This is a genomic window from Deinococcus humi (assembly GCF_014201875.1).
GTDB classification, from domain to species: Bacteria; Deinococcota; Deinococci; order Deinococcales; family Deinococcaceae; genus Deinococcus; species Deinococcus humi.
The window spans coordinates 1-21260 of sequence record NZ_JACHFL010000003.1 but is presented as its reverse complement, the minus strand read 5'-3'; the positions used below and the strand labels follow the sequence as shown (position 1 = coordinate 21260).

General features: G+C 65.0%; 19 protein-coding genes. 11 read left to right on the top strand and 8 right to left on the bottom strand.

Features of this window, described 5'->3' with window-relative positions:
• Nucleotides 1–34 precede the first annotated feature (34 nt).
• Nucleotides 35–904: a glutaminyl-peptide cyclotransferase gene (locus HNQ08_RS06900; protein ID WP_184129037.1), complete on the top strand. Its 870-nt coding sequence runs from the start codon at nt 35–37 to the stop codon at nt 902–904.
• 5 nt (nt 905–909) lie between these two features.
• Here HNQ08_RS06900 and tmk read toward each other — a convergent pair whose 3' ends face one another.
• The 5 genes from tmk to HNQ08_RS06875 form a co-directional block, all read right to left on the bottom strand.
• Nucleotides 910–1566 carry a dTMP kinase gene (gene tmk, locus HNQ08_RS06895; RefSeq protein WP_229790008.1) on the bottom strand — a complete coding sequence of 219 codons (657 nt, stop codon included), beginning with the start codon at nt 1564–1566 and terminating at the stop codon, nt 910–912.
• Between the two features lie 3 nt (nt 1567–1569).
• On the bottom strand, nt 1570–2355 hold the full coding sequence (locus HNQ08_RS06890) for a Nif3-like dinuclear metal center hexameric protein (protein WP_184129035.1): 786 nt from the start codon (nt 2353–2355) through the stop codon (nt 1570–1572).
• Between the two features lie 114 nt (nt 2356–2469).
• On the bottom strand, nt 2470–3411 hold the full coding sequence (locus tag HNQ08_RS06885; protein ID WP_184129033.1) for an alpha/beta hydrolase: 942 nt from the start codon (nt 3409–3411) through the stop codon (nt 2470–2472).
• A 92-nt stretch (nt 3412–3503) separates the two neighbouring features.
• Complete coding sequence (locus HNQ08_RS06880; protein WP_184129031.1) at nt 3504–4685, bottom strand: acetyl-CoA C-acyltransferase; 1182 nt, start codon at nt 4683–4685, stop codon at nt 3504–3506.
• Nucleotides 4686–4826: 141 nt separating this feature from the next.
• Nucleotides 4827–6911 (bottom strand): 3-hydroxyacyl-CoA dehydrogenase NAD-binding domain-containing protein, encoded by a 2085-nt coding sequence (locus HNQ08_RS06875; RefSeq protein WP_229790009.1) that lies wholly within the window; start codon nt 6909–6911, stop codon nt 4827–4829.
• Between the two features lie 137 nt (nt 6912–7048).
• Here HNQ08_RS06875 and HNQ08_RS06870 point away from each other — a divergent pair, with 137 nt between their 5' ends.
• Nucleotides 7049–8038 carry an NADPH:quinone oxidoreductase family protein gene (locus HNQ08_RS06870; protein ID WP_184129029.1) on the top strand — a complete coding sequence of 330 codons (990 nt, stop codon included), beginning with the start codon at nt 7049–7051 and terminating at the stop codon, nt 8036–8038.
• Nucleotides 8039–8140: 102 nt separating this feature from the next.
• On the opposite strand, the gene HNQ08_RS06865 is transcribed toward HNQ08_RS06870, so the two are convergent.
• The 3 genes from HNQ08_RS06865 to HNQ08_RS06855 all read right to left on the bottom strand — a co-directional run bounded on the left by HNQ08_RS06865 (nt 8141) and on the right by HNQ08_RS06855 (nt 10333).
• Complete coding sequence (locus HNQ08_RS06865; protein ID WP_229790010.1) at nt 8141–9010, bottom strand: 4-(cytidine 5'-diphospho)-2-C-methyl-D-erythritol kinase; 870 nt, start codon at nt 9008–9010, stop codon at nt 8141–8143.
• A gap of 64 nt (nt 9011–9074) precedes the next feature.
• Entirely contained in the window at nt 9075–9773 is a 699-nt protein-coding gene (ispD, locus tag HNQ08_RS06860; RefSeq protein WP_184129024.1) for a 2-C-methyl-D-erythritol 4-phosphate cytidylyltransferase, read from the bottom strand.
• A complete protein-coding gene (locus tag HNQ08_RS06855; RefSeq protein ID WP_184130246.1) occupies nt 9770–10333 on the bottom strand; it encodes a UbiX family flavin prenyltransferase in 564 nt (187 codons plus the stop codon). Before HNQ08_RS06855 ends, ispD begins: the two co-directional genes overlap by 4 nt.
• A 256-nt stretch (nt 10334–10589) precedes the next feature.
• On the opposite strand from HNQ08_RS06855, the gene HNQ08_RS06850 reads away from it, so the two are divergent.
• The 9 genes from HNQ08_RS06850 to HNQ08_RS06810 all read left to right on the top strand — a co-directional run bounded on the left by HNQ08_RS06850 (nt 10590) and on the right by HNQ08_RS06810 (nt 21027).
• Nucleotides 10590–11525, top strand: a complete 936-nt coding sequence (locus HNQ08_RS06850; RefSeq protein ID WP_184129021.1) for an endo alpha-1,4 polygalactosaminidase — start codon at nt 10590–10592, stop codon at nt 11523–11525.
• Between the two features lie 41 nt (nt 11526–11566).
• Complete coding sequence (locus HNQ08_RS06845; protein WP_184129018.1) at nt 11567–12298, top strand: SIR2 family NAD-dependent protein deacylase; 732 nt, start codon at nt 11567–11569, stop codon at nt 12296–12298.
• A gap of 455 nt (nt 12299–12753) precedes the next feature.
• On the top strand, nt 12754–13065 hold the full coding sequence (locus tag HNQ08_RS06840; protein ID WP_184129015.1) for a GAF domain-containing protein: 312 nt from the start codon (nt 12754–12756) through the stop codon (nt 13063–13065).
• Nucleotides 13066–13128: 63 nt separating this feature from the next.
• Nucleotides 13129–13647 (top strand): HD-GYP domain-containing protein, encoded by a 519-nt coding sequence (locus tag HNQ08_RS06835; protein WP_184129012.1) that lies wholly within the window; start codon nt 13129–13131, stop codon nt 13645–13647.
• Nucleotides 13648–13773: 126 nt separating this feature from the next.
• A complete protein-coding gene (locus HNQ08_RS06830) occupies nt 13774–14865 on the top strand; it encodes a sensor domain-containing diguanylate cyclase (protein ID WP_184129010.1) in 1092 nt (363 codons plus the stop codon).
• A 184-nt stretch (nt 14866–15049) separates the two neighbouring features.
• On the top strand, nt 15050–16069 hold the full coding sequence (locus HNQ08_RS06825) for an ROK family transcriptional regulator (RefSeq protein ID WP_184129008.1): 1020 nt from the start codon (nt 15050–15052) through the stop codon (nt 16067–16069).
• Nucleotides 16070–16076: 7 nt separating this feature from the next.
• Nucleotides 16077–17468 (top strand): argininosuccinate lyase, encoded by a 1392-nt coding sequence (locus HNQ08_RS06820; RefSeq protein WP_229790011.1) that lies wholly within the window; start codon nt 16077–16079, stop codon nt 17466–17468.
• Nucleotides 17465–19732 carry a sugar-binding protein gene (locus tag HNQ08_RS06815; protein ID WP_184129004.1) on the top strand — a complete coding sequence of 756 codons (2268 nt, stop codon included), beginning with the start codon at nt 17465–17467 and terminating at the stop codon, nt 19730–19732. Before HNQ08_RS06820 ends, HNQ08_RS06815 begins: the two co-directional genes overlap by 4 nt.
• 47 nt (nt 19733–19779) lie before the next feature.
• Nucleotides 19780–21027, top strand: a complete 1248-nt coding sequence (locus tag HNQ08_RS06810; protein WP_184129001.1) for an extracellular solute-binding protein — start codon at nt 19780–19782, stop codon at nt 21025–21027.
• The last annotated feature ends 233 nt before the right edge of the window (nt 21028–21260 follow it).

The following is a 21260-nucleotide window of genomic DNA, read 5'->3' as shown; positions in this document are numbered from 1 at the left end:
GATACCTGACGCTCCTGTTCCCTACCATGGGGGCGTGCGCGCCGCCTGCTTCCTGCCTCTGCTCAGTCTCGTGTCCCTGAACACGGGGCTGGCCCAATCCACGCCGCCTGCATCATCACCCGCCCCGGCAGCCGCCCCCGCCACGCCGCCCACGCTGATCGCCAGCGTCGTCAACCGCTTCCCGCATGACCGCGCCGCCTTCACCGAGGGCTTCCAGTACCTGGGGGACGGTACCTACATCGAAAGCACCGGGCTGGTGGGCGAGTCGGGCGTGCGGCGGGCGGAACTGAAAACCGGCAAGGTCCTTGGGCGGGTCGCCACGCCGCTGGCCACGGCGTTCGGCGAGGGCGTGACCGTGCTGGGGGGGCTGGCCTATCACCTCACCTGGCAGGACGGCCTGGCCTTCGCCTTCGACATGGCCACCATGAAGGAGGTGGGGCGCTACCGCTACCAGGGCGAGGGCTGGGGCCTGACCACCAACGGGAAGGATCTGATCATGAGCAACGGCACACCCACGCTGGTGTGGCGCGATCCCAAAACCTTCGCCGTCAAGCGCAGTGTGGTTGTAACCAGCGGCGGGCAGCCGGTCAAGAACCTCAACGAGCTGGAATACGCCGGAGGCAGCGTCTACGCCAACATCTGGCTGACGGACCGCATTGCGCGCATCGATCCGCAGACGGGCAAGGTCACCGCCTGGATCGACGTGTCCGCTCTGACCCGGGAAGTCAGCGCCAACGCCGCCAAACTGGGAAAGCCCCTGACCTTCGACGACATTCCCAACGGCATCGCTTACGTGCCCGAACGTGGCACGCTGCTGCTGACTGGCAAACGCTGGGGCACCATTTTTGAGGTCAAAGTGCCGGGGCTGGGCTTGACCAATGGGCGGAGCCAGCCCCGGCGCTAGGGCTTCTAACCCCTCGAGTCTGGGAGGCGTGATTGGATAGCCTCCCAGATTTTCTCTTCCAGGGTGGAAGCAGGCTGCGTGCCGTCCAGCACCAAGAAGCGCTCCGGCTGCGTACCCGCCAGTTCCAGGAATCCCTGGCGCAGGCGCTGGTGGAAGGCGAGATCGGTGCGCTCCAGTCGGTCTGGCTGACCACGTTGTGCTGCCCGCTCCAGCCCCACCCTCGGATCAAGATCGAGCAGCACCGTCAGGTTGGGCCACAGTCCGCCCGTCGCCGCCGCCGTGATGTCGCGCAATAGGGCGGCGTCCAGGCCACGCCCGAAGCCCTGATACGCTAGGCTGGAATCGGCGTAGCGGTCACAGACCACTACTTCTCCCCTGTCCAGCGCGGGCCGGATAACGTTGGTGACGAGCTGGGCGCGGCTGGCGCTGTACAGCAGAAATTCGGGCAGCGGGTCAATGGTCAGTTGTGGATCGAGCAGAACCTCGCGGACACGCGCTCCCAGGGGCGTGCCGCCCGGCTCGCGGGTGACCGTATGCGGCAGGGCCATCTCCTCCAGCCGCCGGGCCAGTCGCGCGATCTGGGTGCTCTTGCCCGCGCCCTCCGGCCCCTCGAACGACAGGAAGAAGCCAGGGTCAAGCTGGCCCAGAGGCTGCGGAAGCACCGATCACAGACCCGTGGGGTGATGCAGGAATTGCCAGGGCAGCCCAAACTCTTCCTCGATCTTTGCGGCCAGGGCGCGGACGCCGAACACTTCAGTCTCGTAGTGTCCGGCAAAAACCACGTTCACACCGTTCTCGAAGGAGTCGTGGAAGTGCTTGTGCTCCGGTTCACCAGTCAGCAGGGTGTCCAGACCCAGGGCGGCGGCCTCGGCAATGCGGTCTGCGCCGCTGCCGCTGACGATGCCCAGGCGTTTGACGGTGGGCTGGCCGCCGCCGTGAACCAGACAGATCTCGCCGGTCAGCTTCTGCACGCGGTCTGCAAAGTCCTGCAAGGACTGTTCGAAGGGCAGGTCCCCGGCCAGCCCGATCTTGTGCCCCCCCCAGTCACCGAAGGGCTCGCGATTCTCCAGCGACAGGGCGTTCGCGATCATGGCATTGTTGCCTATTTCGGGGTGGGCGTCCAGCGGAATATGCGCGGCGTAGAGGTTCAGGTCGGCGGCCAGCGCCGTCTGCAGGCGGGTGCGGTGCGGGCCGGTGACCGCCAGCGGATTGCCCCAGAACAGGCCGTGGTGCACCAGCAGAATGTCCGCACCGCTGTCGGCCGCGTGCTGAAGCGTCTGCACGCTGGTGTCCACGCTGGCTGCGACACGGGTAATCGTCCCGGTGCCCTCAATCTGAAGCCCGTTCATGCTGGGATCGGGGTAGGCGTCAATCCTGAGGTAATCATTGAGCCAGCGCACCAGATCATCGCGGCTGACCTCAGCGGGCTTACGGGTGGGAAGGGAAGTCATGGGGGCATTGTAGAGGCGCGGGCGCAGGGCCTATGACTCTGCCCGCGAACGGGCCAGCCCATCCCACGCCACTGGCAGCACTGGCCCCCGACTCTGCTGGGGCGGACCGACTTATCAGGCCTGCGCCAGTTCCCGGCCCAGCCACGCCGCCGCCGTATCGATCAGGGCCGCCGCCGCCGGGGACACACCGGTCATGTTGGCAAAGCCGTGGATCATGCCGGGGCCGGGCTGGTGTTCGGCGCGGTTGCCTGCCGCCCGCAATGCCTCGGCGTACGCGATGCCCTCATCGCGCAGGGGGTCGAACTCGGCCGTCAGGATGAGCGCGGGCGGGAGCTGCTGGAGATCGGCAGCGTGCAGCGGAGAAACGTGCGGGTGCACGCCATGTTCAGCTTCTGCGAGATACATCTGAGCGAAGAACTTCATGCGTTCCTCGGTCAGGAAGTAGCCTTCAGCATTCTCCCTGCGTGAGGGGTAGCGGTCCGTGTTCACGAAATCGGCGGCGGGATAGATCAGCAATTGCGCGGTGATGGCCGGGCCGTGCTCGTCGCGGGCACGCTGGGTCACGGCGATGCACAGGCTCGCGCCCGCGCTGTCACCGGCCAGAGCCAGCCGGGCCGGATTCACGCCCAGGTCGGCAGCGTTCGCGGCGGCCCAGGTGAAAGCAGCGTAGGCATCGTCCACCGGGGCGGGAAACTTGTGTTCGGGAGCCAGACGGTATTCCACGCTCAGCACAGCGCTACCCGCGCCCACGCACAATTCGCGGCACACCTGATCGTGGGTCTCGATGTTGTAGGCCACGAATCCGCCGCCGTGGAAGAACACGGTCAGCGGCCAGCCCTGCGCCGGAGCCGTTCCTTCAGGCGTATACAGTCGGGCGGGCAGCGCCGAGGCGGGACCGGGAAGGGTCAGGTCACGGGTGGGGGCAATGGAAACGGCACGTTTGGGCGTGCGAGCCGCGTTGGCAACAACGGCCTGACGCATCTCGTCCAGACCGTTGGGCTGTGGGGCAGCGGCGAATTTCAACAGGACTTCTCTCAGCGCGGGATCAAGGGGCATGATGGAACCTCCACGGGGTTGAGCGGAACTGGCATGTCGAAGGGCTGTGAGGGCCAGTCCAGACCGCCCACAGCCCATCCACCTTCAGACGGTTACAGCACCTCGAATAACCCTGCGGCCCCCATCCCACCGCCCACGCACATGGTCACGACGATATGTTTGGCTCCGCGGCGTTTGCCCTCAATCAGCAGGTGGCCGGTCAGGCGCGCGCCGCTCATGCCGTAGGGGTGCCCCACCGAGATCGAGCCGCCCGCCATGTTGTACTTCTCCGGGTCAATGCCGAGCTTGTCGCGGCAGTAGAGGGCCTGTACCGCAAAGGCCTCGTTCAGTTCCCACAGGTCGATGTCGTCCACAGTCATGCCGTGACGCTTGAGCAGCTTGGGCACCGCCAGCACCGGGCCAATGCCCATCTCGTCCGGCTCGCAGCCGGCCACCGCGAAACCTTTAAAAATTCCCAGCGGCTCCAGGCCTCGCTCGCGGGCCAGATCGCCGCTCATCACCACGCAGGCGGCGGCTCCGTCGCTGAGCTGCGAGGCGTTGCCCGCTGTGATGGTGCCGCCCTCGATCACCGGCTTGAGTTTGCTCAGGCCTTCCAGGGTGGTGTCAGGGCGGTTGCCCTCGTCCTGGGTCATGGTGACCTCACGGCTGCTGATCTCGCCCGTTTCCTTGTTCTGCACCTTCATGGTGGCCGTGTACGGCACGATCTCCTGATCGAAGCGGCCCTCGCGCTGCGCCTGCGCCGTTCGCATCTGAGAGTGATAGGCGTACTCGTCCTGGGCCTCGCGGCCAATGCTGTAGCGCCTGGCCACCACCTCGGCCGTCTGCAACATGGGCATGTAGATGTCGGGCTTGTGTTCCATCAGCCACTCACCGCGCAGGTGGAACGTGTTGGCGTGTTCGTTCTGGGTCAGCGAGATGCTTTCCAGGCCGCCCGCCACGAAGACCTCGCCCTGGCCGGCCATAACGTGGTTGGCCGCCAGCGCAATGGTGTTCAGGCCGCTGGAGCAGAAGCGGTTTACGGTCACGCCGGACACGGTCACCGGGAATCCGGCGCGCAGGACGATCTGGCGGGCGATGTTGCTGCCCGTCGCTCCCTCGGGATTGCCCACGCCCATGATCACGTCCTCGACCTCGGCGGGATCGATCCCGGCTCGCTGGACAGCGTGGGTGACGACGTGTGCGCCCATATCGGAGCCGTGCGTGTCGTTGAGGTAACCCCGGTAAGCCTTACCGATGGGGGTGCGGGCGGTAGAAACGATGACTGCTTCGGGCATAGGAACTCCTAGAGATTGATTGAGAACGGTCGGCAGCCATCGTGCTCCCGAGACAGGAGACGGAACTGCGGTCGGGATGACGTTTTCCAGCGGGAGCTGCCCACTACGGGAACCGGCCAGGGCAGATCCAAGGACACGGACTTATTTCCTCTTGTCCCACCCTGCGAACGTTCCCCCCTCATCGGCCAGTTGCTGAAGCAGGGGGGCGGGCGTCTGGCCGTACTGCTTCAGGTCGGCCACCACGTTCTTCAGGCCCTGCTCGTCGGCGTACTGCATGGGACCGCCCCGGTAGGCCGGGAAGCCGTAACCGTAGATGTAGATCACGTCAATGTCGCCCGCCCGCTGAGCGATACCTTCCTCCAGAATCTTCGCGCCCTCGTTGACCAGACTGTAGGTCAACCTCTTGGTGGCCTCGTCCTGGCTGATCTCGCGCGGCGTGATGCCCTTCTCCTGGCGGTAATCGGCGATCAGCTGGGTCATCTCGGCGTTGGGCCTGGGCTTGCGGTCCTCGCCGTAGTCGTAGATGCCCGCACTGGTCTTCTGACCCTTGCGACCGCGCTCCACGATGCGGTCGAGCCAGCCGTCGGGTTTGGGTTCACCGCGCTCTTTGGCCTGATGCTGACGAATGGCATAGCCGATGTCCAGGCCCGCCATATCGCTCATCTGGAACGGTCCCATCGGCAACCCCAGCGCGTTCATGGCGGCGTCCACGTCCTGCACGTTCGCGCCCTCCTCGACCATCTTGCGGGCCTCATCGCCGTAGCGGTGAATCATGCGGTTGCCCACGAAACCGTCGCAGACACCCACCACCACGCCCACTTTCTTGATCTTCTTGGCAAGGGCCATGCTGGTCGCCAGCACGCTGTCGCTGGTCTTGTCGGCCCGCACGATTTCCAACAGCTTCATCACGTTGGCCGGAGAAAAGAAGTGCAGCCCGATCACGCTTTCCGGGCGCGAGGTCACGCTGGCAATCTCATTGACATCCAGCGTAGAGGTATTGCTGGCGAGAATCGCGCCCTGTTTGGCAATACCGTCCAACCGGGTGAAAATGTCCTTCTTGACATCCATGTTCTCGAAGACGGCCTCGATGATGATATCGGCGTCTTTCAGATCACCCATCTCCAGCGTGGGCGTCAGCAGGGCCATGCGCTTCTCGACGTCCTCCATGCTGATCCGGCCCTTTCTGGCAGTGTTCTCATAGTTCTTGCGGATCACGCCCAGGCCACGGTCCAGCGCGTCCTGCGCGGTTTCCACGATAGTGACGGGGATGCCGACATTCAGGAAGTTCATGGCGATGCCGCCGCCCATCGTGCCTGCGCCGATGATCCCGGCGGCCCTGATCTCAGTGGTGGGCGTGTTCTTATCGATGCCCGGGATCTTGCCCGCTTCGCGCTCGGCGAAGAAGATGTGGCGCAGGCCGCGCGACTGCGGGCTGTTCATGGCCTCAACAAACTTGCCTGCCTCGGCGTCCCAGCCTTCCTGGAACGGCTGGTTGGCCGCCATTTCCGCCAGATCGATGATCAGTGAGGGCGAGAGCTGGCCGCGGTGCGACTTCCTGATGCTCTCGCGGGCAGCGGCGAAGACTTCGGGGGAGCCGCCCTCCACACCCTTCTCGCTGATGCGCGGCAGTGGGCGGGCGTCGGCGTGGCTGCGGGCAAAAGCCACCGCCCCGGCCAGCAGGTCGCCGTCCACGATCTCATCGATCAGGCCCAGTTGTTGCGCCTCACCCGCCCTGATCGGGTTGCCCGACAGCATCATCTCCAGCGCTTTCTGGGCGCCCACCACGCGGGGCAGACGCTGCGTACCGCCCGCTCCCGGCAACACCCCCAACTTAACTTCGGGCAGGCCCACCTGCGCGTCCCCCACCGCCACACGGTAGGTGCAGCCCATTGCCAGTTCCAGGCCGCCGCCCAGCGCCGTTCCGTGGATGGCGGCGACGGTGGGCTTGCCAAATCCATCCAGTTTCTCGATGGTGCCGCGCAGGTCAGGGGCCTCCTCACGCGGGCGGCCAAAGGTCTTAATGTCGGCCCCGGCGACAAACGTGCGCCCGCCGCCTATGATCACCACGGCCTTCACGCTGTCGTCCGCTGCCGCCGCGTCCAACCCGGCCTTCAAGCCCTCCGGCACACCGGGGGAAAAGGCGTTCACGGGCGGGTTGTTGATGGTCAGAATCAGAATCTCACCGTCACGGGACTGTTGAACCATCTCTGCTTGCGCGTTGGTCATGGGTAGAACCTCCTTGAGCTGTGCGTTCTTCTGAGGACCGTATGCTCCCATGCCGCCCGCCCCCGGTCAAATACGTTGACGTTCACAGTTGACGTGCGCGTTCACTTTGTGGGGGACAGTCGGGTATGCTGCCGCTCATGAGCGAAATGATGAAGGCCATCGTGGTGGGACGTCTCGGCCCCCCCGACGTGATGGAGGTCAGGGAAATCCCCGTCCCGCAACCGGGCGAGGGTGAGATCCGCATCGAGGTCGAGGCTGTGGGCATCAATTTCGCCGACGTGCTGGCCGTGGCTGGAGAGTATCTGACCCGCACCCGGGTGCCGTATACCCCGGGCATGGAATTCGCCGGAATCGTGGAATCGCTGGGCGAGGGGGTCAGCAACGTCCAGGTGGGCCAGCGGGTGGCCTGCCTGGGAGGCAGCGGGGCGCTGGCGAAGTACGCGGTGGCAAAGGCGGCCGCCGTCATTCCCGTGCCGGGGAACTTCACGGGGGCGCAGGCCGCCGCCTTTCCAGTGTCGTACTTCACGGCCTACCACGGTCTGAAAACGCTGGGGCGCGCCCAGGAAGGCGAGTGGGTGCTGGTGCAGGCAGCAGCGGGGGCACTGGGCACCGCCAGCGTGCAACTGGCCAAAGCGATGGGCCTGAACGTGATTGCCATGGCCAGTACCGAGGAAAAATTACAGCTCGCCCGCGATCTGGGCGCGGATGTGACCCTCCTGCAGGATGATCCAGACCGCGTGCAGAAGGTGCGTGACGCGGCGGGCGGCAAGGGCGTGCCCCTCATTCTGGAAGTGGTGGGCGGCCGACGTTTTCAGGAGAGTCTGGACATGGCGGCGGGCCAGGGACGGATTATCGTGATCGGCAACGCCAGCCGCGAGGAAGCCCACCTGCGCCCGGTGGAACTGATGAAGCGCAACCTGACCGTGACCGGCCTATGGCTGGTCAGCCTGATGAATGACCGCGAGGCCACGATGTCTGCGGCCCAGGCACTCACAACGCTCGTTGCCAGCGGCAAGGTGACGCCACAGGTGGGGCCAACCTATGCTTTGAACGAGAGCGTCCGCGCCTTCCAGGATCTTCTGGACCGCAAGACGACCGGGAAAGTGGTGATCGAGCCGGGGCGCTGATCCGCCTCAACCAACTGTTAAAGCCCCCTCTGCATGGAAAGGGGGCTTTGTGCATGAACTCCAACAAGAGCAGTGGTACAGCAGAGCAACCCAGCAGCAGCTCTACAGCGTCTGGGCGGCCTGAACCCACCACTCCGGATGCGCCGAGGCAATGGCCCGCGCGGCGTCGTAGGCCTGTTCATCATTGAAAGCGAGCGCAAAGCAGGTGCTGCCCGAGCCGCTCATCAGTGGAGAGCGCAGCCCCGCATCCGACAGCGCCTCCAGGGCTTCCCGCACGGGAGTGTGGCGGGCGCTGACACAGTCCTGCAGCGCATTGTGGTACGGCACGTCACGCTCGCCGCCCAGCGCGGCCAGGATCGCGCCCACGTCCAGGGCCGGGGTAAAGCTCTCCTCGTCGTCCAGCCAGGCGTAGGCGTCGCGAGCACTGACCTCCACGCCCGGATTGACCAGGACCAGGGCGGTGCGGGGAACCGGCACAGTCACCAGCAGTTCGCCGACGCCCTCTGCGACGGCGGCCTGCCCCAGCAGAAAAAACGGCACGTCCGCACCCAGGCTCAGCGCCAGTTCGGGCAGCGAGACGGCGGAGGGATACAGTCGCGCCAGCGCCATCAGCGTGGTGGCCGCGTCGCTGCTGCCACCGCCCAGACCGGAGGCCAGCGGCAGGCGCTTGTGCAGGGTGATGGCCGCGCCCGCCTCCACCCCCGCCGCGTCCAGGTAGGCGCGGGCGGCGCGGTAGACCAGATTACGGTCATCGTTGGGCAGGTCCACGTCCAGCCCATTGACCGACTGCACCTCCAGCGTCAGGGTGTCCGCCGGAGCGATGTCCAGGTCGTCTCCTACCGAGAGCGGCACAATCAGCGTGTGCAGTTCATGATAGCCATCGGCGCGCGAGTCGCGCACGCTGAGGCCGAGATTGACCTTGGCCGGGGCCAGATAGGTCTTGTGGGGCAGGACACTGTGGGTGAGGCTCACGCCCCCCAGCATTCCACATGGGGCCTAAGGAACGACCGAGGAAAGGCCACGTTCCGTAAAGCCTTCATGCTGGGCCGTTACTCTCGCCCACCTGGGCGTCCCACATCTGGGCCAACCCCTGGGCCAGCGCCAGATCGCCGGGCGTGGTGACCTTGAACAGCCGGGCGTCGCCGCGCACCAGCCGCACCACCAGACCTTGCCGCGCCACCAGTCCGGCGTCGTCGGTGGCGGCGTAACCGTCGGCAGCAGCCTGAGCGTGTGCCCGGAGCAGCAGTTCGCGGCGAAAGCCCTGCGGTGTCTGCACCGCCCATATCCCCTCGCGTGAGACCGCGGCACCCCACATATCGCTCTCCTCAGCATTGACCAGACTGTCGGCCATCGGGAGGGCCACCGTCGCCGCTCCCGTTTCCGCCACGGCCTCTAGCAGTGCGTAAATGATGTCGGCGGACAGGAAAGGGCGGGCGGCGTCGTGGATCAGCACGGTGTCCGCCACAGTTGCGCGCAGCAGGCGACGCACACTCTCCTGGCGGGTCTCACCGCCGCCGATGGCGCGGGCGTCCAGGCCAGGGGGCAGCTCCGTGCCGTCCGGCAGGGCCACCAGCACCTCGTCCACGTGTGGGGCCAGGGCGGCGACGCTGCGGGCCAGCAGGGACAGACCGCCCACCTCCACAAACGCCTTGTGACCCAGGCCCAGGCGGGTGCCGTTGCCTGCAGCAGGAATCAGGGCCGCCGTGGTGCCCGACAGCAGACACGCACGGGTCAAGACCCGTCCTCGCGCCAGCGCCGGAAGCCGCCCGTCTCCAGGCCAAACTGGTCGAGCACGCGGGCAGTCACGAAATGCAGCAGTTCGTCCACGTCTTTTGGCGCGTGGTAGAAGCCGGGGCTGGCCGTCATGACGGTGGCCCCTGCGTCGTGGGCGGCCAGCATGTTCTGCAGCGTGGGCCGGGGCAGCGGGTCCTCGCGCAGGACCAGCACGAGGGGACGGCGCTCCTTGAGGGTCACGTGCGCGGCCCGCGACAGCAGATTGTCGGCAAAGCCGTGGGCGATTTTGGCCAGGGTGCCCGCACTGCACGGAATGACCAGCATGCCGTCGGTGCGGTACGAGCCACTCGCGATGCTGGCGGCCAGATCGCGATCGTCGTGGACATGAGCCGCGTGCACGGTCAGGTCAGTCAGTTGCGGCCCGCCCTCGGCACCCATCACCCGTTTCGCGCCGCTGCTGACCACCAGATGGGTTTCCACCCTCAGGTCATGCAGCGCCCGCAATACCGCCCGCGCGTAAGGAATGCCGCTGCCGCCGGAGACCCCCACCACCAGCCTCAAGCGCCACACCTCAATTCACTCGCCTCATAGGGTAAGGGTAGCAGGCATAGCAGAAGGTCAGGACCGCTCCAGCCAGCCCCATAACTCAGGGATTCCAGACGCGGGGTCTTTATGCGGCTCGTTTGCTTGCCAGGTCAATTTCCTGTCAGAAGCGCTCCAGTAGCTTTGGGGGGTTGAACGAATGACCCGCGCCTGAAATCCGGTCGGTGCAGGCCCCCAACCTCCAACACGAATCCCCCGCAAGCCGAGGCTGACCATGCGAAACCCTTTTCCAGGAGTGCTGGCCCTGTCCATCGTTCTGACCGCCTGTGGGCAGAGCGTTTCACCTGTTTCGGGGAACATGGTGGCCCAGCCCGCTCCCCCCTCAGTTCCTGCCGTGCGCTTGCCGGAACAGGCCACGGGACCGGCCGACAGCGCCAGCACGATCAAGCTGCCGCCTGCGGGCGAGGTGGCGTGGGACTGGCAGATCGGGGCGTCCAGCGACACTGACATCAGGGTGGCCCCAGACGTCAAGCTGATTGATCTCGACGGCTTCGAGGTCTCGGCAGCCAGGATCGCGGAACTCAGGAGGCTGGGCGTGTACACGGTCTGTTACATCGATGCGGGCAGTTACGAACCGGGCCGCCCCGATTCTGAGCGCTACCCGGCTTACCTCAAAATTCAGCAGGACCCCGACTGGCCAGCAGAATACTTCCTGGATGTCACGGACGTCTTCAGGCCCAACTCGGTGCTGGCCGGCATCCTGACCGACCGCATGAGAATGTGCCGGGACAAGGGCTTCGACGCGCTGGAGCCGGACAACCTGCAAAACGACGAGAATGTTCGCGGGGGACTGATCACCACCCAGCAGCAGATCGACTTCAACGGTTGGGTCGCCGATCAGGCGCACGCTCTGGGACTGGCTGTATTCCAGAAAAACGGTCCCGACAAGATTCTGCTCAAGGACCGCACCGGCAGAATGATGGTGGAGAAGTTTGACGGCATCCTGAACGAAGAATGCCAGCCGTTCAACGAGTGCGGTGCGATCGCTGAATACACCCGCCGGGGCAAGCTGGCCCTGAACGTGGAATACCGCCGTGGGGCAGCCCTGAACTGCACGCTGATGGCCCAACTTGGCGTTAATGCCCTTAAAAAGGACCGGAATCTCGCCGGCGCGACAATGAGCGGTTACCTGCGCGAAACCTGCGGCTGAGCGCTGAGGCGGTCGGGACGGCGGACCGTTAGACTTCAGCCATGAACCTGTCTCAGGCCCGAGCCGCCCTGTCCGACGCCCGGCGCGTGGCCGTCCTCACGGGAGCGGGCATCAGTGCCGAGAGCGGCATTCCCACCTTCCGCGACGCGCAGACCGGACACTGGGCACGTTTTAAACCCGAGGACCTGGCCAGTCCGGAGGCGTATTTCCGCGATCCCGCCCTGGTCTGGGAGTGGTACGCGGGCCGTTACCGCGACGTGATGGCCGCCACACCAAACACCGGGCATACGTTGCTGGCGCAGCTGGAACGTCAGAAGGCGGACGGCTTTTTTCTGGCCACGCAGAATGTGGATGGTCTGCACGCCCGCGCGGGAAGCGAGCGGCTGGTGGAACTGCATGGCAACCTGACCACCGCCCGCTGCGAGGTCTGCGGCCACATCGAAGACCTGCCCTCCCCGCAGGACTTCACTCCGCCGCCCGTCTGCTCCAGATGTGGCGGGAGGATGCGCCCCAACATCGTGTGGTTTGGTGAATTCCTGCCCGAACAGGCGCTGCAGGCGTCAGCCGATGCTTTCGCCGCTGCCGACGTGGCTTTAGTCATTGGCACCAGCGGCGTGGTGTACCCGGCGGCAGGGCTGGCCTTCGAGACGCTCGAACGCGGCGGCACGGTCATCGAGATCAACCCCGACGAAACCGAATTGACCCCCCATCTGAGCTTCAGTCTGCGCGACACGGCGTCGAAAGGGCTGGCAACGCTAACCGAAGAAGATTGACTGTTGACCAAGTCGAATCGCGCAACACGTCCCAGTGAAGCCTTTCCACGGCGCAGATAGACAGGTTCGAAGGATTGGCTGCATAGATCACGCGAACGATATTGGAGCTGACCTTGATGGGACGGTCCAGCAGACTGCCCCACATCCTGTCAGCCGACCGCCCTTTCAACTTCATACTTTGGACAGTCGCGCTGTGAGAGCCGTGAAAGGGGCTCCGGACGCTGCTTGGCGCATGTTCCCAGCCCGATAACCGTTGACCACACTCTCAATCTGACTTCAGATGGAAACGTGCGTACCGTGGTGGCCCAGTCCGTGCTGGACCTGACCCAACTGGTGTTCTCTGCCAGCACGTTGGTGCAGAGCGTGACCCCACCCTGGAGTACCTCGTCACCCGCACCGCCGCCGTGGGCGCGGCCAATGTCCAGGTGACCTGCGTCCAGGATCAGAGTTACCAGGTGCGCGCCACCTGGGGTCAGATACCACAGACGCCCAGCGTGCAGGACGTCGTGTTTCAGGGCCTGCCGCTATGGACCCCTAGCATATGGGCTCTGGAGGTCAGTCCCGGCCTTCTGTTCTTCGACGACACCACCATTCCCTGCGAGACCCTGGGCTTCCATGAGGTGGGCGTCGCCAGCATGGCCGCCTCGCCGGTGCACGCCAGGGACGGCGAACTGCTGGGCGCTTTCCTGATGTACACCGCCACGCCGCACGTCTGGAGCACTGAGGAGGCAGCCATCTTCAGTCTGGTGACCGGGACTATTGGCTAGGCTGGCCGGCCGCCTAGCTGCCGACGAGCAGGCCAGCGACGCACGCGAGGCCACCCTGCGGCCATGGGTCTGGCGCTCGAGGTCCGTGACGGTGAGACCAAGGGCCATACGGACCGGGTGACCGCCCTGGCCCTGCGTCTGGCCCGGGCGCTGCGCTGGGGCGCGTACTTGCACGACATCGGGAAAATCGCCATTCCCGACACGGTCCTGCTCAAGCCCGGTTCACTGGACGCCTACGAATGGGCGGTGATGCGCTCCCATGTCCTTGAGGGACTGCGCTTCGCCCAGACGCTAGGCTTTCTGCCGCAGGCGGCGCTGGAAGTGGTGGCCGATCACCACGAACGCTGGGACGGCCAGGGCTATCCGGCGGACAAGGCGGGCCATGAGATCAGTCTGGCGGGCCGGCTGTTCGCGCTCTGTGACGTGTATAACGCCCTCACCAGCGAGCGGCCCTACAAGGCGGCGTGGTCCCCCCGCGCGGCCCTGGCCGAGATTGAGGCGCAGGCGGGGAGGCATTTCGATCCTGAGTTGACCCAATTGTTCGTGCAGGTGATCGGCGTGCATCAGGCCCTCTCTCATTAAGCCGATATTGAGATATGACGTGCAAGACGCGAATATCGTCATGATGGAAGGTCCGTGCACAATAGAGCCCGGCTGACCTGGCCCGCTCTTGGTCTGTGTCCCGATATCGAACCCTGGAGTTTGCCCATGCCGAGACCCGAGACAACCTTGCTCGTCCGCTATCACCACCTGATCCAGGTGCTGGCCTCCCTGGCCCGCAGCAGCCACGAGGTGGAGGCAGTGGTGCAGGCGGTCCACCAGCAGGTCGGCAACCTCTTTCCGGCTCAGATCACGCTACTGGCGTTGCGGCAGACCGACGGCGCCTGGTTATGGGAAATGTACGAGCGAGAGCGGCGCTACACCCATGCCATCCCATTTTGCCCGGATGGCATTGTCGAGAGCGTGCTGCACGGCCAGGCTCTGTTCGTGCCTGACATCTTCGCGTACCTGAAGGAACACCCCTCCTGCGCCCAGCGGCTGGTGGGCCACGACGGGGTGCTCCTGGACTTTGACGACCATGCTGAGCAACCGCAGCAGACTGCGCTGTCGATGCTGTGCGTACCGCTGGAAGTCAGGGGCGAGCGGGCAGGCGTGCTGTCCATCCAGAGCTATGCGTTGAATGCCTTCGACAATACTGATCTGGAGTTTTTACAGCTTCTGGCACAGCATGTCTCCATTGCGCTGGAGAACGCGGCCCTACGTGAGGAGATGAAACGTCTGACCCGGACCGACACCCTCACGGGCTTGCACAACCGCCGCGCCTTTTACCACGATGTGCCGCTCTGCCTGGAAAAGGCCCGCCAACAGGGGCGAGAGCTGGGGCTGATCATGCTCGACGTCCACGAATTCAAGCAGGTCAACGATAGGTTCGGACACACGACGGGCGATCTGGTGCTGGCGACCGTGGGACGCATTCTAGCGCAGGTATTCCCCGCGCCGGACGCCGCATTCCGCCTGAGCGGCGACGAATTCGCCCTTTTGGTCTGGGAGCCGGGGACACGCCTGAAGGACCTGACCACGCGCCTGACCCACGCCCTGCGCGCTGCCGACTGGCCCCCCGGCCCCGGCCCGATCTGCCTGCAGGGGGGCCTAGCGCTGCCGCCGGGCAGGGACCTCGACGAGTGGCTGTCGCTGGCCGACGCTCGGATGTACCGGGCCAAGCGGCAGCGCATGGTGGGTAACCAGGTCGACTGGGGACTAGATTTTGGGGATTCAGATCTTTCCAATCTTCTGCAATGAGTGGGCAGTTTGTATCCAAACAACGCTTACCGTAGACAGCCTCCACCAGGAGGACTCCCAGATGAGGGCGCCATTAGCTCAGCTAAAGCTTTGGCCCTGCCACAAGAAAGCGCATTGCTTTTTTAAAAGACTGCCTGTACAGTGGCCTCCAATCGTTAAGAAAGTTTCTTATTTAGGAGATGTAATGGGTCAGCCGCGTGAGCTCCGGCGTCTCAATCGCCGTGCCATCACACAATTGCTGTTTATGGAGGCCGGCCTGACCCGTCCACAACTGGCCGACCGGACCGGGCTCTCCAAAGTCACCGTCAATGTGGTGGTGCAGGAACTGCTCAATCATGGGATTGCCCGACTGTCCATCTCGCCCGACCAGGGCGTGGGGCGCACCCCCCACCGGGTGGAACTACAACCACAGGTTGGAACGGTCCTGGCCATCGATCTTCAGCCCACCGAGCTTCACGCACATCTGGGCAGTCTGGCCGGGAGGGAAGCCGAAACGAGGGCTTGCCGCTGCGCCGAAGCTGATCTCACAAAGACCCTGCTGGACGTGATCGGCCAGGCCCTTGTCGAGTGCGTTCACGGGCCACTCAGACACGTCCTGATCGGGCTTCCGGCACCGGTTGATCCACAGGGACGCGTCCGGGAACCCAATGTGACCTATCACCTGGACGTGCAGCAGGTCACCCTGTTTCTGGAAAACGCTGGAGTGACGTACGCCTTTGCGAACGACGCGAATCTCGTCGCGCTGGCGGCCACCCGCGAGACTCCCAGCTGGAGTCACGTGGCTGTCCTGATTGAGCGGCCCAGCGGCACGGGCATGGGTCTGCTGCTGAACGGTCAGCTCTACCGGGGGATGCATGGCCGCGCCGGAGAGATTGGCCGCGCGCGCTGGCCCACCCCGCACGGCGCGGCGCCGTTGGAAGGTCTGCCCAGCTCCGAGCGTCTGGAGGCCACGGCGTTCATGCTGGCCGGGCTGGTACATACCCTGGACCTGCAACATGTGGTGTTGGGCCTGCCACAGGATCGAGCCTTCGCCCTGCAGGAAAAATTGAGCGAGTTGCTGGACCTGTCAATCACCACCCACCTGATCCCGGATGTGGATGACATGGTGCTGCGCGGCGCGGCGCTGCTGGCCCGTGAACAGGCTCACGGACATCTTCTGGCGCGCGTGGAAGACCTGGGGGGAGACAACACCGATGTGGCATGACACGTACTTGAAAACCGTTCTGCAACCCGATTACGACTATGCCAGCGAGCATCTGCTGCCCCACCTCTTCGATGCCCTGAGCGCCCACGCCCTGATGCTGAGCGGCTGCGGCGTGGCGCACGCGGACGAGGCCGCCCGCTTGCTGCGCGAGCTTCGCCGTCAGCCCTTCCCGGCTTACGACCCCAGCGTCGAAGATGTGTTCTTCACGCTGGACCGCGAACTGGCGACCCGGGATAGCGATGCGGCAGGGGCACTCCGGACGGCACTGTCGCGCAACGACCTGGACATGACCATCTACCGCCTGAGCGCCCGTCTGCGCCTGATGCGGGCCATGGAGCGGGTGCTGCGGCTGCGGCGCACCCTGTTGAATCTCGCCGCCCGTGAGATCGACACCGTGATCGTGGCGTACACCCATCACCAGCCCGCCCAGCCCACCACGCTGGCGCACTACCTGACGGCGGTGGAGAACGTACTGGCGCGCGACACCGTGCGAATGCAGTGCGCCATGACCCACCTGAACCTCAGCCCGATGGGCGCGGTGGCGCTGGGCGGCACCAGCTTTCCAATTGACCGGACGCGCACGGCGGCGCTGCTGGCCTTTGATCGGCCGATCGAGAACACCTACGACGCCGTGAGCGCCAGCGACTGGCAGGTGGAAATCGCCAGTGTGATCACGGTGGTCTCTACCACGCTGTCGCGGGTGCTGTACGACCTGCTGTTCTGGGCCTCACGCGGGCTGCTGTCGCTGGAGGACGGGCTGGTGCAGGGTAGCAGCGTGATGCCGCAGAAACGCAACCCGGTGGCGTTGGAACACGCCCGGACCAAGTTCAGTAAAGCCATCGGCGTGACGCAGAGCGTCATCATTTCCAGCCACAACGTGCCCTTTGGGGACATCAACGATCCCGGCCCGGACATGCAGCCGCCGCTGACCAGCATGTGGCACGACTTCCGCGACGGCCTGGAATTGCTCATCACCTCGCTGACCAACCCGGTCCTCAACCGGGAGGAATGGCTGCGGGAGGCGCAGCAGGGCGAATCGGTGGTCACCGAGTTGGCCGACGTGATCGCCCGTAATACGGGGTGCGGGTTCCGGGACGCGCACGCCCACGTCAAGGCGCTGCTGGCACACCTGCACAGTCAGGGCCGCACCGTCAGCGCCCTGACCGCCGCCGATCTTGAGGCGGTGGGCCTGAACCTGCCCCAGACCGAGGTGCAAAGTGCCCTGAACCCAGCGGAATTCATCGCCCGTCGCACCACCTTTGGCGGCCCCGCCCCCTCGGTCATGGCCGGGGAAATCACGGCGGCCCACGAACGCCTGGGTACCGATACCAGTCACCACGACAGCCTCACCACCCGTTTTGCAGCCGCCCGCACGCACCTTGAAGGAGGTCCGTTATGAAGAAACGTTGTTGGTCCGCCCTGCTCCTCTCCCTCCTCGTCGGCGCTGCCAGCGCGCAGACCACGCCGGCACCCGCCGCCCCCGCGCCCGCCCACACTGGTCCCGGTTCTTACGGCGGCACCGTCAGCGGCATGGACCTGATGGATGTGGACCTGATGTTCATCGGCGCCCACCCCGACGACGACGGCGGCGTGGGCGGCATACTGGCCCGCTACCTGCTGGACGGCGGCTACAAGGGCACGGTGGTCACCCTCACGGGGGGTGAGGGCGGCGGCAATGCCACTGGTCGTGAAACTGGTCCCGCCCTGGGCCTAATCCGCCAGGAAGAGGAACGCCGCTCGCTGGCGATGCTGGGCGTGGACAGCCCACATTTTCTGGGCCTGCGCGACTTCTACTTCACGCTGTCCGCCGAGGAAACGCTTGAAAAATGGGGGGGACCCGCCTTCGTGTGCGACGTGGTCCGGTTGGTCCGCATCCGCCGCCCAGAAGTGATCGTGACCATGTGGCCTGGCCCCGGCACGCACGGTCAGCACCAGCAGGCCGCCCGCACCGCCACACTGGCCTACAACTCGGCGGGTGATCCGGCGTTCTGTCCCGAGCAGCTCAAGGAAGGCATCGAGCCCTTCACTCCCCTGAAGCTGTACTACTACCCCAACAACGCTGAAGACGCCACCGTCAAGATTCCCACAGACGATGTGTCGCGCACCGCCCGGATTCGCTATGCGGACCTCAAAAACATCGCGCAGTACAACTACCGCTCGCAGGGCTGGGACACCTTCTCGTCCTTGCCCGCCAAGACGGCCAGCCCCGAATCGTTCATGCTGGTGGCCTCGCGCGTGCCCACACCTGCCCAGGAAACCTCGCTGCTGAGTGGAGCGCTGACGCCCAGCGGTTCCTCGCCTGCCGGGGTGAGGCTGGAAGTGCAGCCCAGCGCCTACGACATCGGTGCGGGACAGGCCACTCCTGTTACGGTCAAACTGACCAACACCACCGATCAGCCCATGACCGGCGTAACCCTGGCGCTGAACGCCCCAACAGGCTGGACGGTGTCGGCGGCCCCGGCAGCCAAAACCCTCAAGCCCGGCGAGACGGCCAGCGCTACCTTCCAAGTCACGGCCCCGGCGGGAGCTGCCGCCGAGCGCAGTGAGGTGATTAGCAGCTACCGTGCCCAGCAGGACGGGCAGGCCATCACGGGCCGCGCCGACAACTTCGTGCGCCCGCTGCCTGCTGTCGTCGCCACGTTCGCCCCCACGTTCGACGTGGCGGCGTACCAGGACTTCGCGCGGCAGACCGGCACCGACTGGGTCATCGGCTCGCTGCCTACCCGCCTTGCCCTGGCCCTGGGTCAGAAGACCCCGGTGAATGTGACCGTGACCAACCGCAGCAAGGCCGCCGTGAACGGCAAGCTGGATCTGAAGCTGCCCACAGGCATCACGCTGTCGGGCGACACCAGTTACCAGCTGGCCGCCGGTCAGAGCAAGACATTGACCTTGCAGATGGAAGCCGTCGCCGCCGCGCTGCCCGCCGGACGCCAGAGTGCGCTGCTGCCGGTCAGCCTCAGCACCGGCAACTTCACAGACACGGCCAACGCCTATGTGCTGCCCACCCTGACCATCCCGCGCCTGAGCAAGGCGCCCACCATTGACGGCGATCTGGCTGACATGGGGGCTGGAGCCAACGGTGAGATCGGGCCGGAGAACCTGTGGTGGCGGGCCAAACCTGACAATGCGGCGGACGCCAGCGCCAGCTTCAAGCTCGGCTACGACGACACCTATCTCTACGTGGGCATGAATGTCAAGGACGAGTTGGTGGCCTGTAACATCGCCCCAGACGACATCAAGGCCCAGTTGCGCTCGGACGCGATTGGCGTGACGGTGGACCCCAGCGGCAGCAGCCGCGACACCGGCACTACCATGCAGGCCGCCGCCTTCCCCTGCACCACGCAGGGCTTCGGTGCGCGCGGCTTCCGCGACGCCGACGCCAATCAGGGCGTGATGGAGGAAACGGCCCCCGGCATGCAAGTGGCGTCCAAGAAGGTGGACGGCGGCTACACCATTGAGTTCCGTCTGCCCTGGGCAGCCATGCCCAAGGTGCCCAAACCCGGCGACACGATTGGCCTGAACCTGGTGATGTATGACGGTGATCAGGCAGACGCCCGCGTGGGCGCGAACATCAGCCAGAGCGGGCTGGCGTGGGCCTCGTTCTCGTGGGGCGGCAAGCAGGCGCTACCGTACCTGTGGCCGCGCGTGACGCTGGGCAAGTAAGTCCTCCCCTTCCCTTCCTTTTCATGTCGGTGAACAACAGGAGTTCCATGAAGAAACTACTGACGCTGGCCCTCGGCCTGTCTCTCGCCTCCGCCTCCGCCGCCCCAGTCACGCTGACGTACTGGCAGTACGACTATGCCAGCAAAGTCAGCGCCATGAATGACCTAATCAAGAAGTTCGAGGCTGCCAACCCCGACATCAAGATCAAGCAGGAAACCTTCCCCTACGATGCCTACAGCCAGAAGGTGGCCTCCAGCGTCCCGGCGGGACAGGGTCCCGATGTGGTGAACCTGTATTACGGCTGGCTGCCGCAGTATGTGGACGCCGGTTACCTGCAACCCCTCCCGGCCAAGGATTTCCCGACGGCCACCATCGACAGTACCTACGCGCCCATGGTGAAAACCTCCAAGATGGACGGCAAGTACTACGCCCTGCCCACCGCTGTCCGCACGCTGGCCCTGTTTTACAACAAGGACCTCTTCAAGCAGGCCGGGATTGCCCAGCCCCCCCGCACCTGGGAAGATTTCATTGCCGCTGGGCAGAAAATTGTCAAGGGCGCACCGCCCCGCTACACCACGCTGGGCTTCGGCATCCAGCCTGACGGCCAGGACTACCACGTGCTGCGTGAAGTGCTGGTGCGCCAATTCGGCGGCCAGCCCTACGGCAAGGATGGCAAGACCGTCACCTACGACAGCGCAGCGGGCACCAAGGCCATGACCTTCTACACCGATCTGCAAACCAAATACAAGCTGGGGGTGCCGAACTTCTTCCCCGGCAACAACAGCTACCGCGACGCCTTTATCGCGGGCAAGGTCGGCATGATCATCGACGGCTCATTCGCCATCAACACCATCAAGGACGGCGCGAAGTTCGACTGGGGCGTGGCGCCACTGCCCGTGCTCGCCAGCAACCCCAATGAAAAGGACAATTTCGGTTCGTACTGGGTCAACGGCATTACCAAGAACGCCAAGGGCGAGAAACTTGACGCCGCCGTCAAGTTCATCAAATTCCTCACCAGCGCTGAGACGCAGCGCTACTGGCTGGATAATGTTGGGGAGATTCCCGCCAGCCGCAGTCTGGCCGCCGATCCCAACCTTCTCAAGAATCCGGTGTACGGACCGTTCATCGCCAGTCTGCCCTACGCCTCCTCAACGGTGTTCGTGGACGAGGCGGGACAGCGCAAGGCCTGGGTGGACGCGATCAACACGGTGCTGCTCAAGGGGGCCAAGCCGGCCGACGCGGTCAAGCAGGCCGCCGCTGACGAACAGAAGATCCTGAACAGCTACTACAAATAAGCCCACCTGCCCGCGTGTCCGCCCCACTGCCCGGAGCAAATGCGGGAGGGGGTGGAGGCGCGGAACACTTTGGGTGCTTCCTTGATTCCAAACTTCAGAGGTATAGATGATCAGATTCATCCCTGACTGGGAACGTTCATGACGACGAGAGTGTCGCCCCCCGAGCGTGGGGGTGGATCGATGCGGCGGCACCAGACGCGCACGGCGTACACCTTCCTGCTGATCCCGCTGGT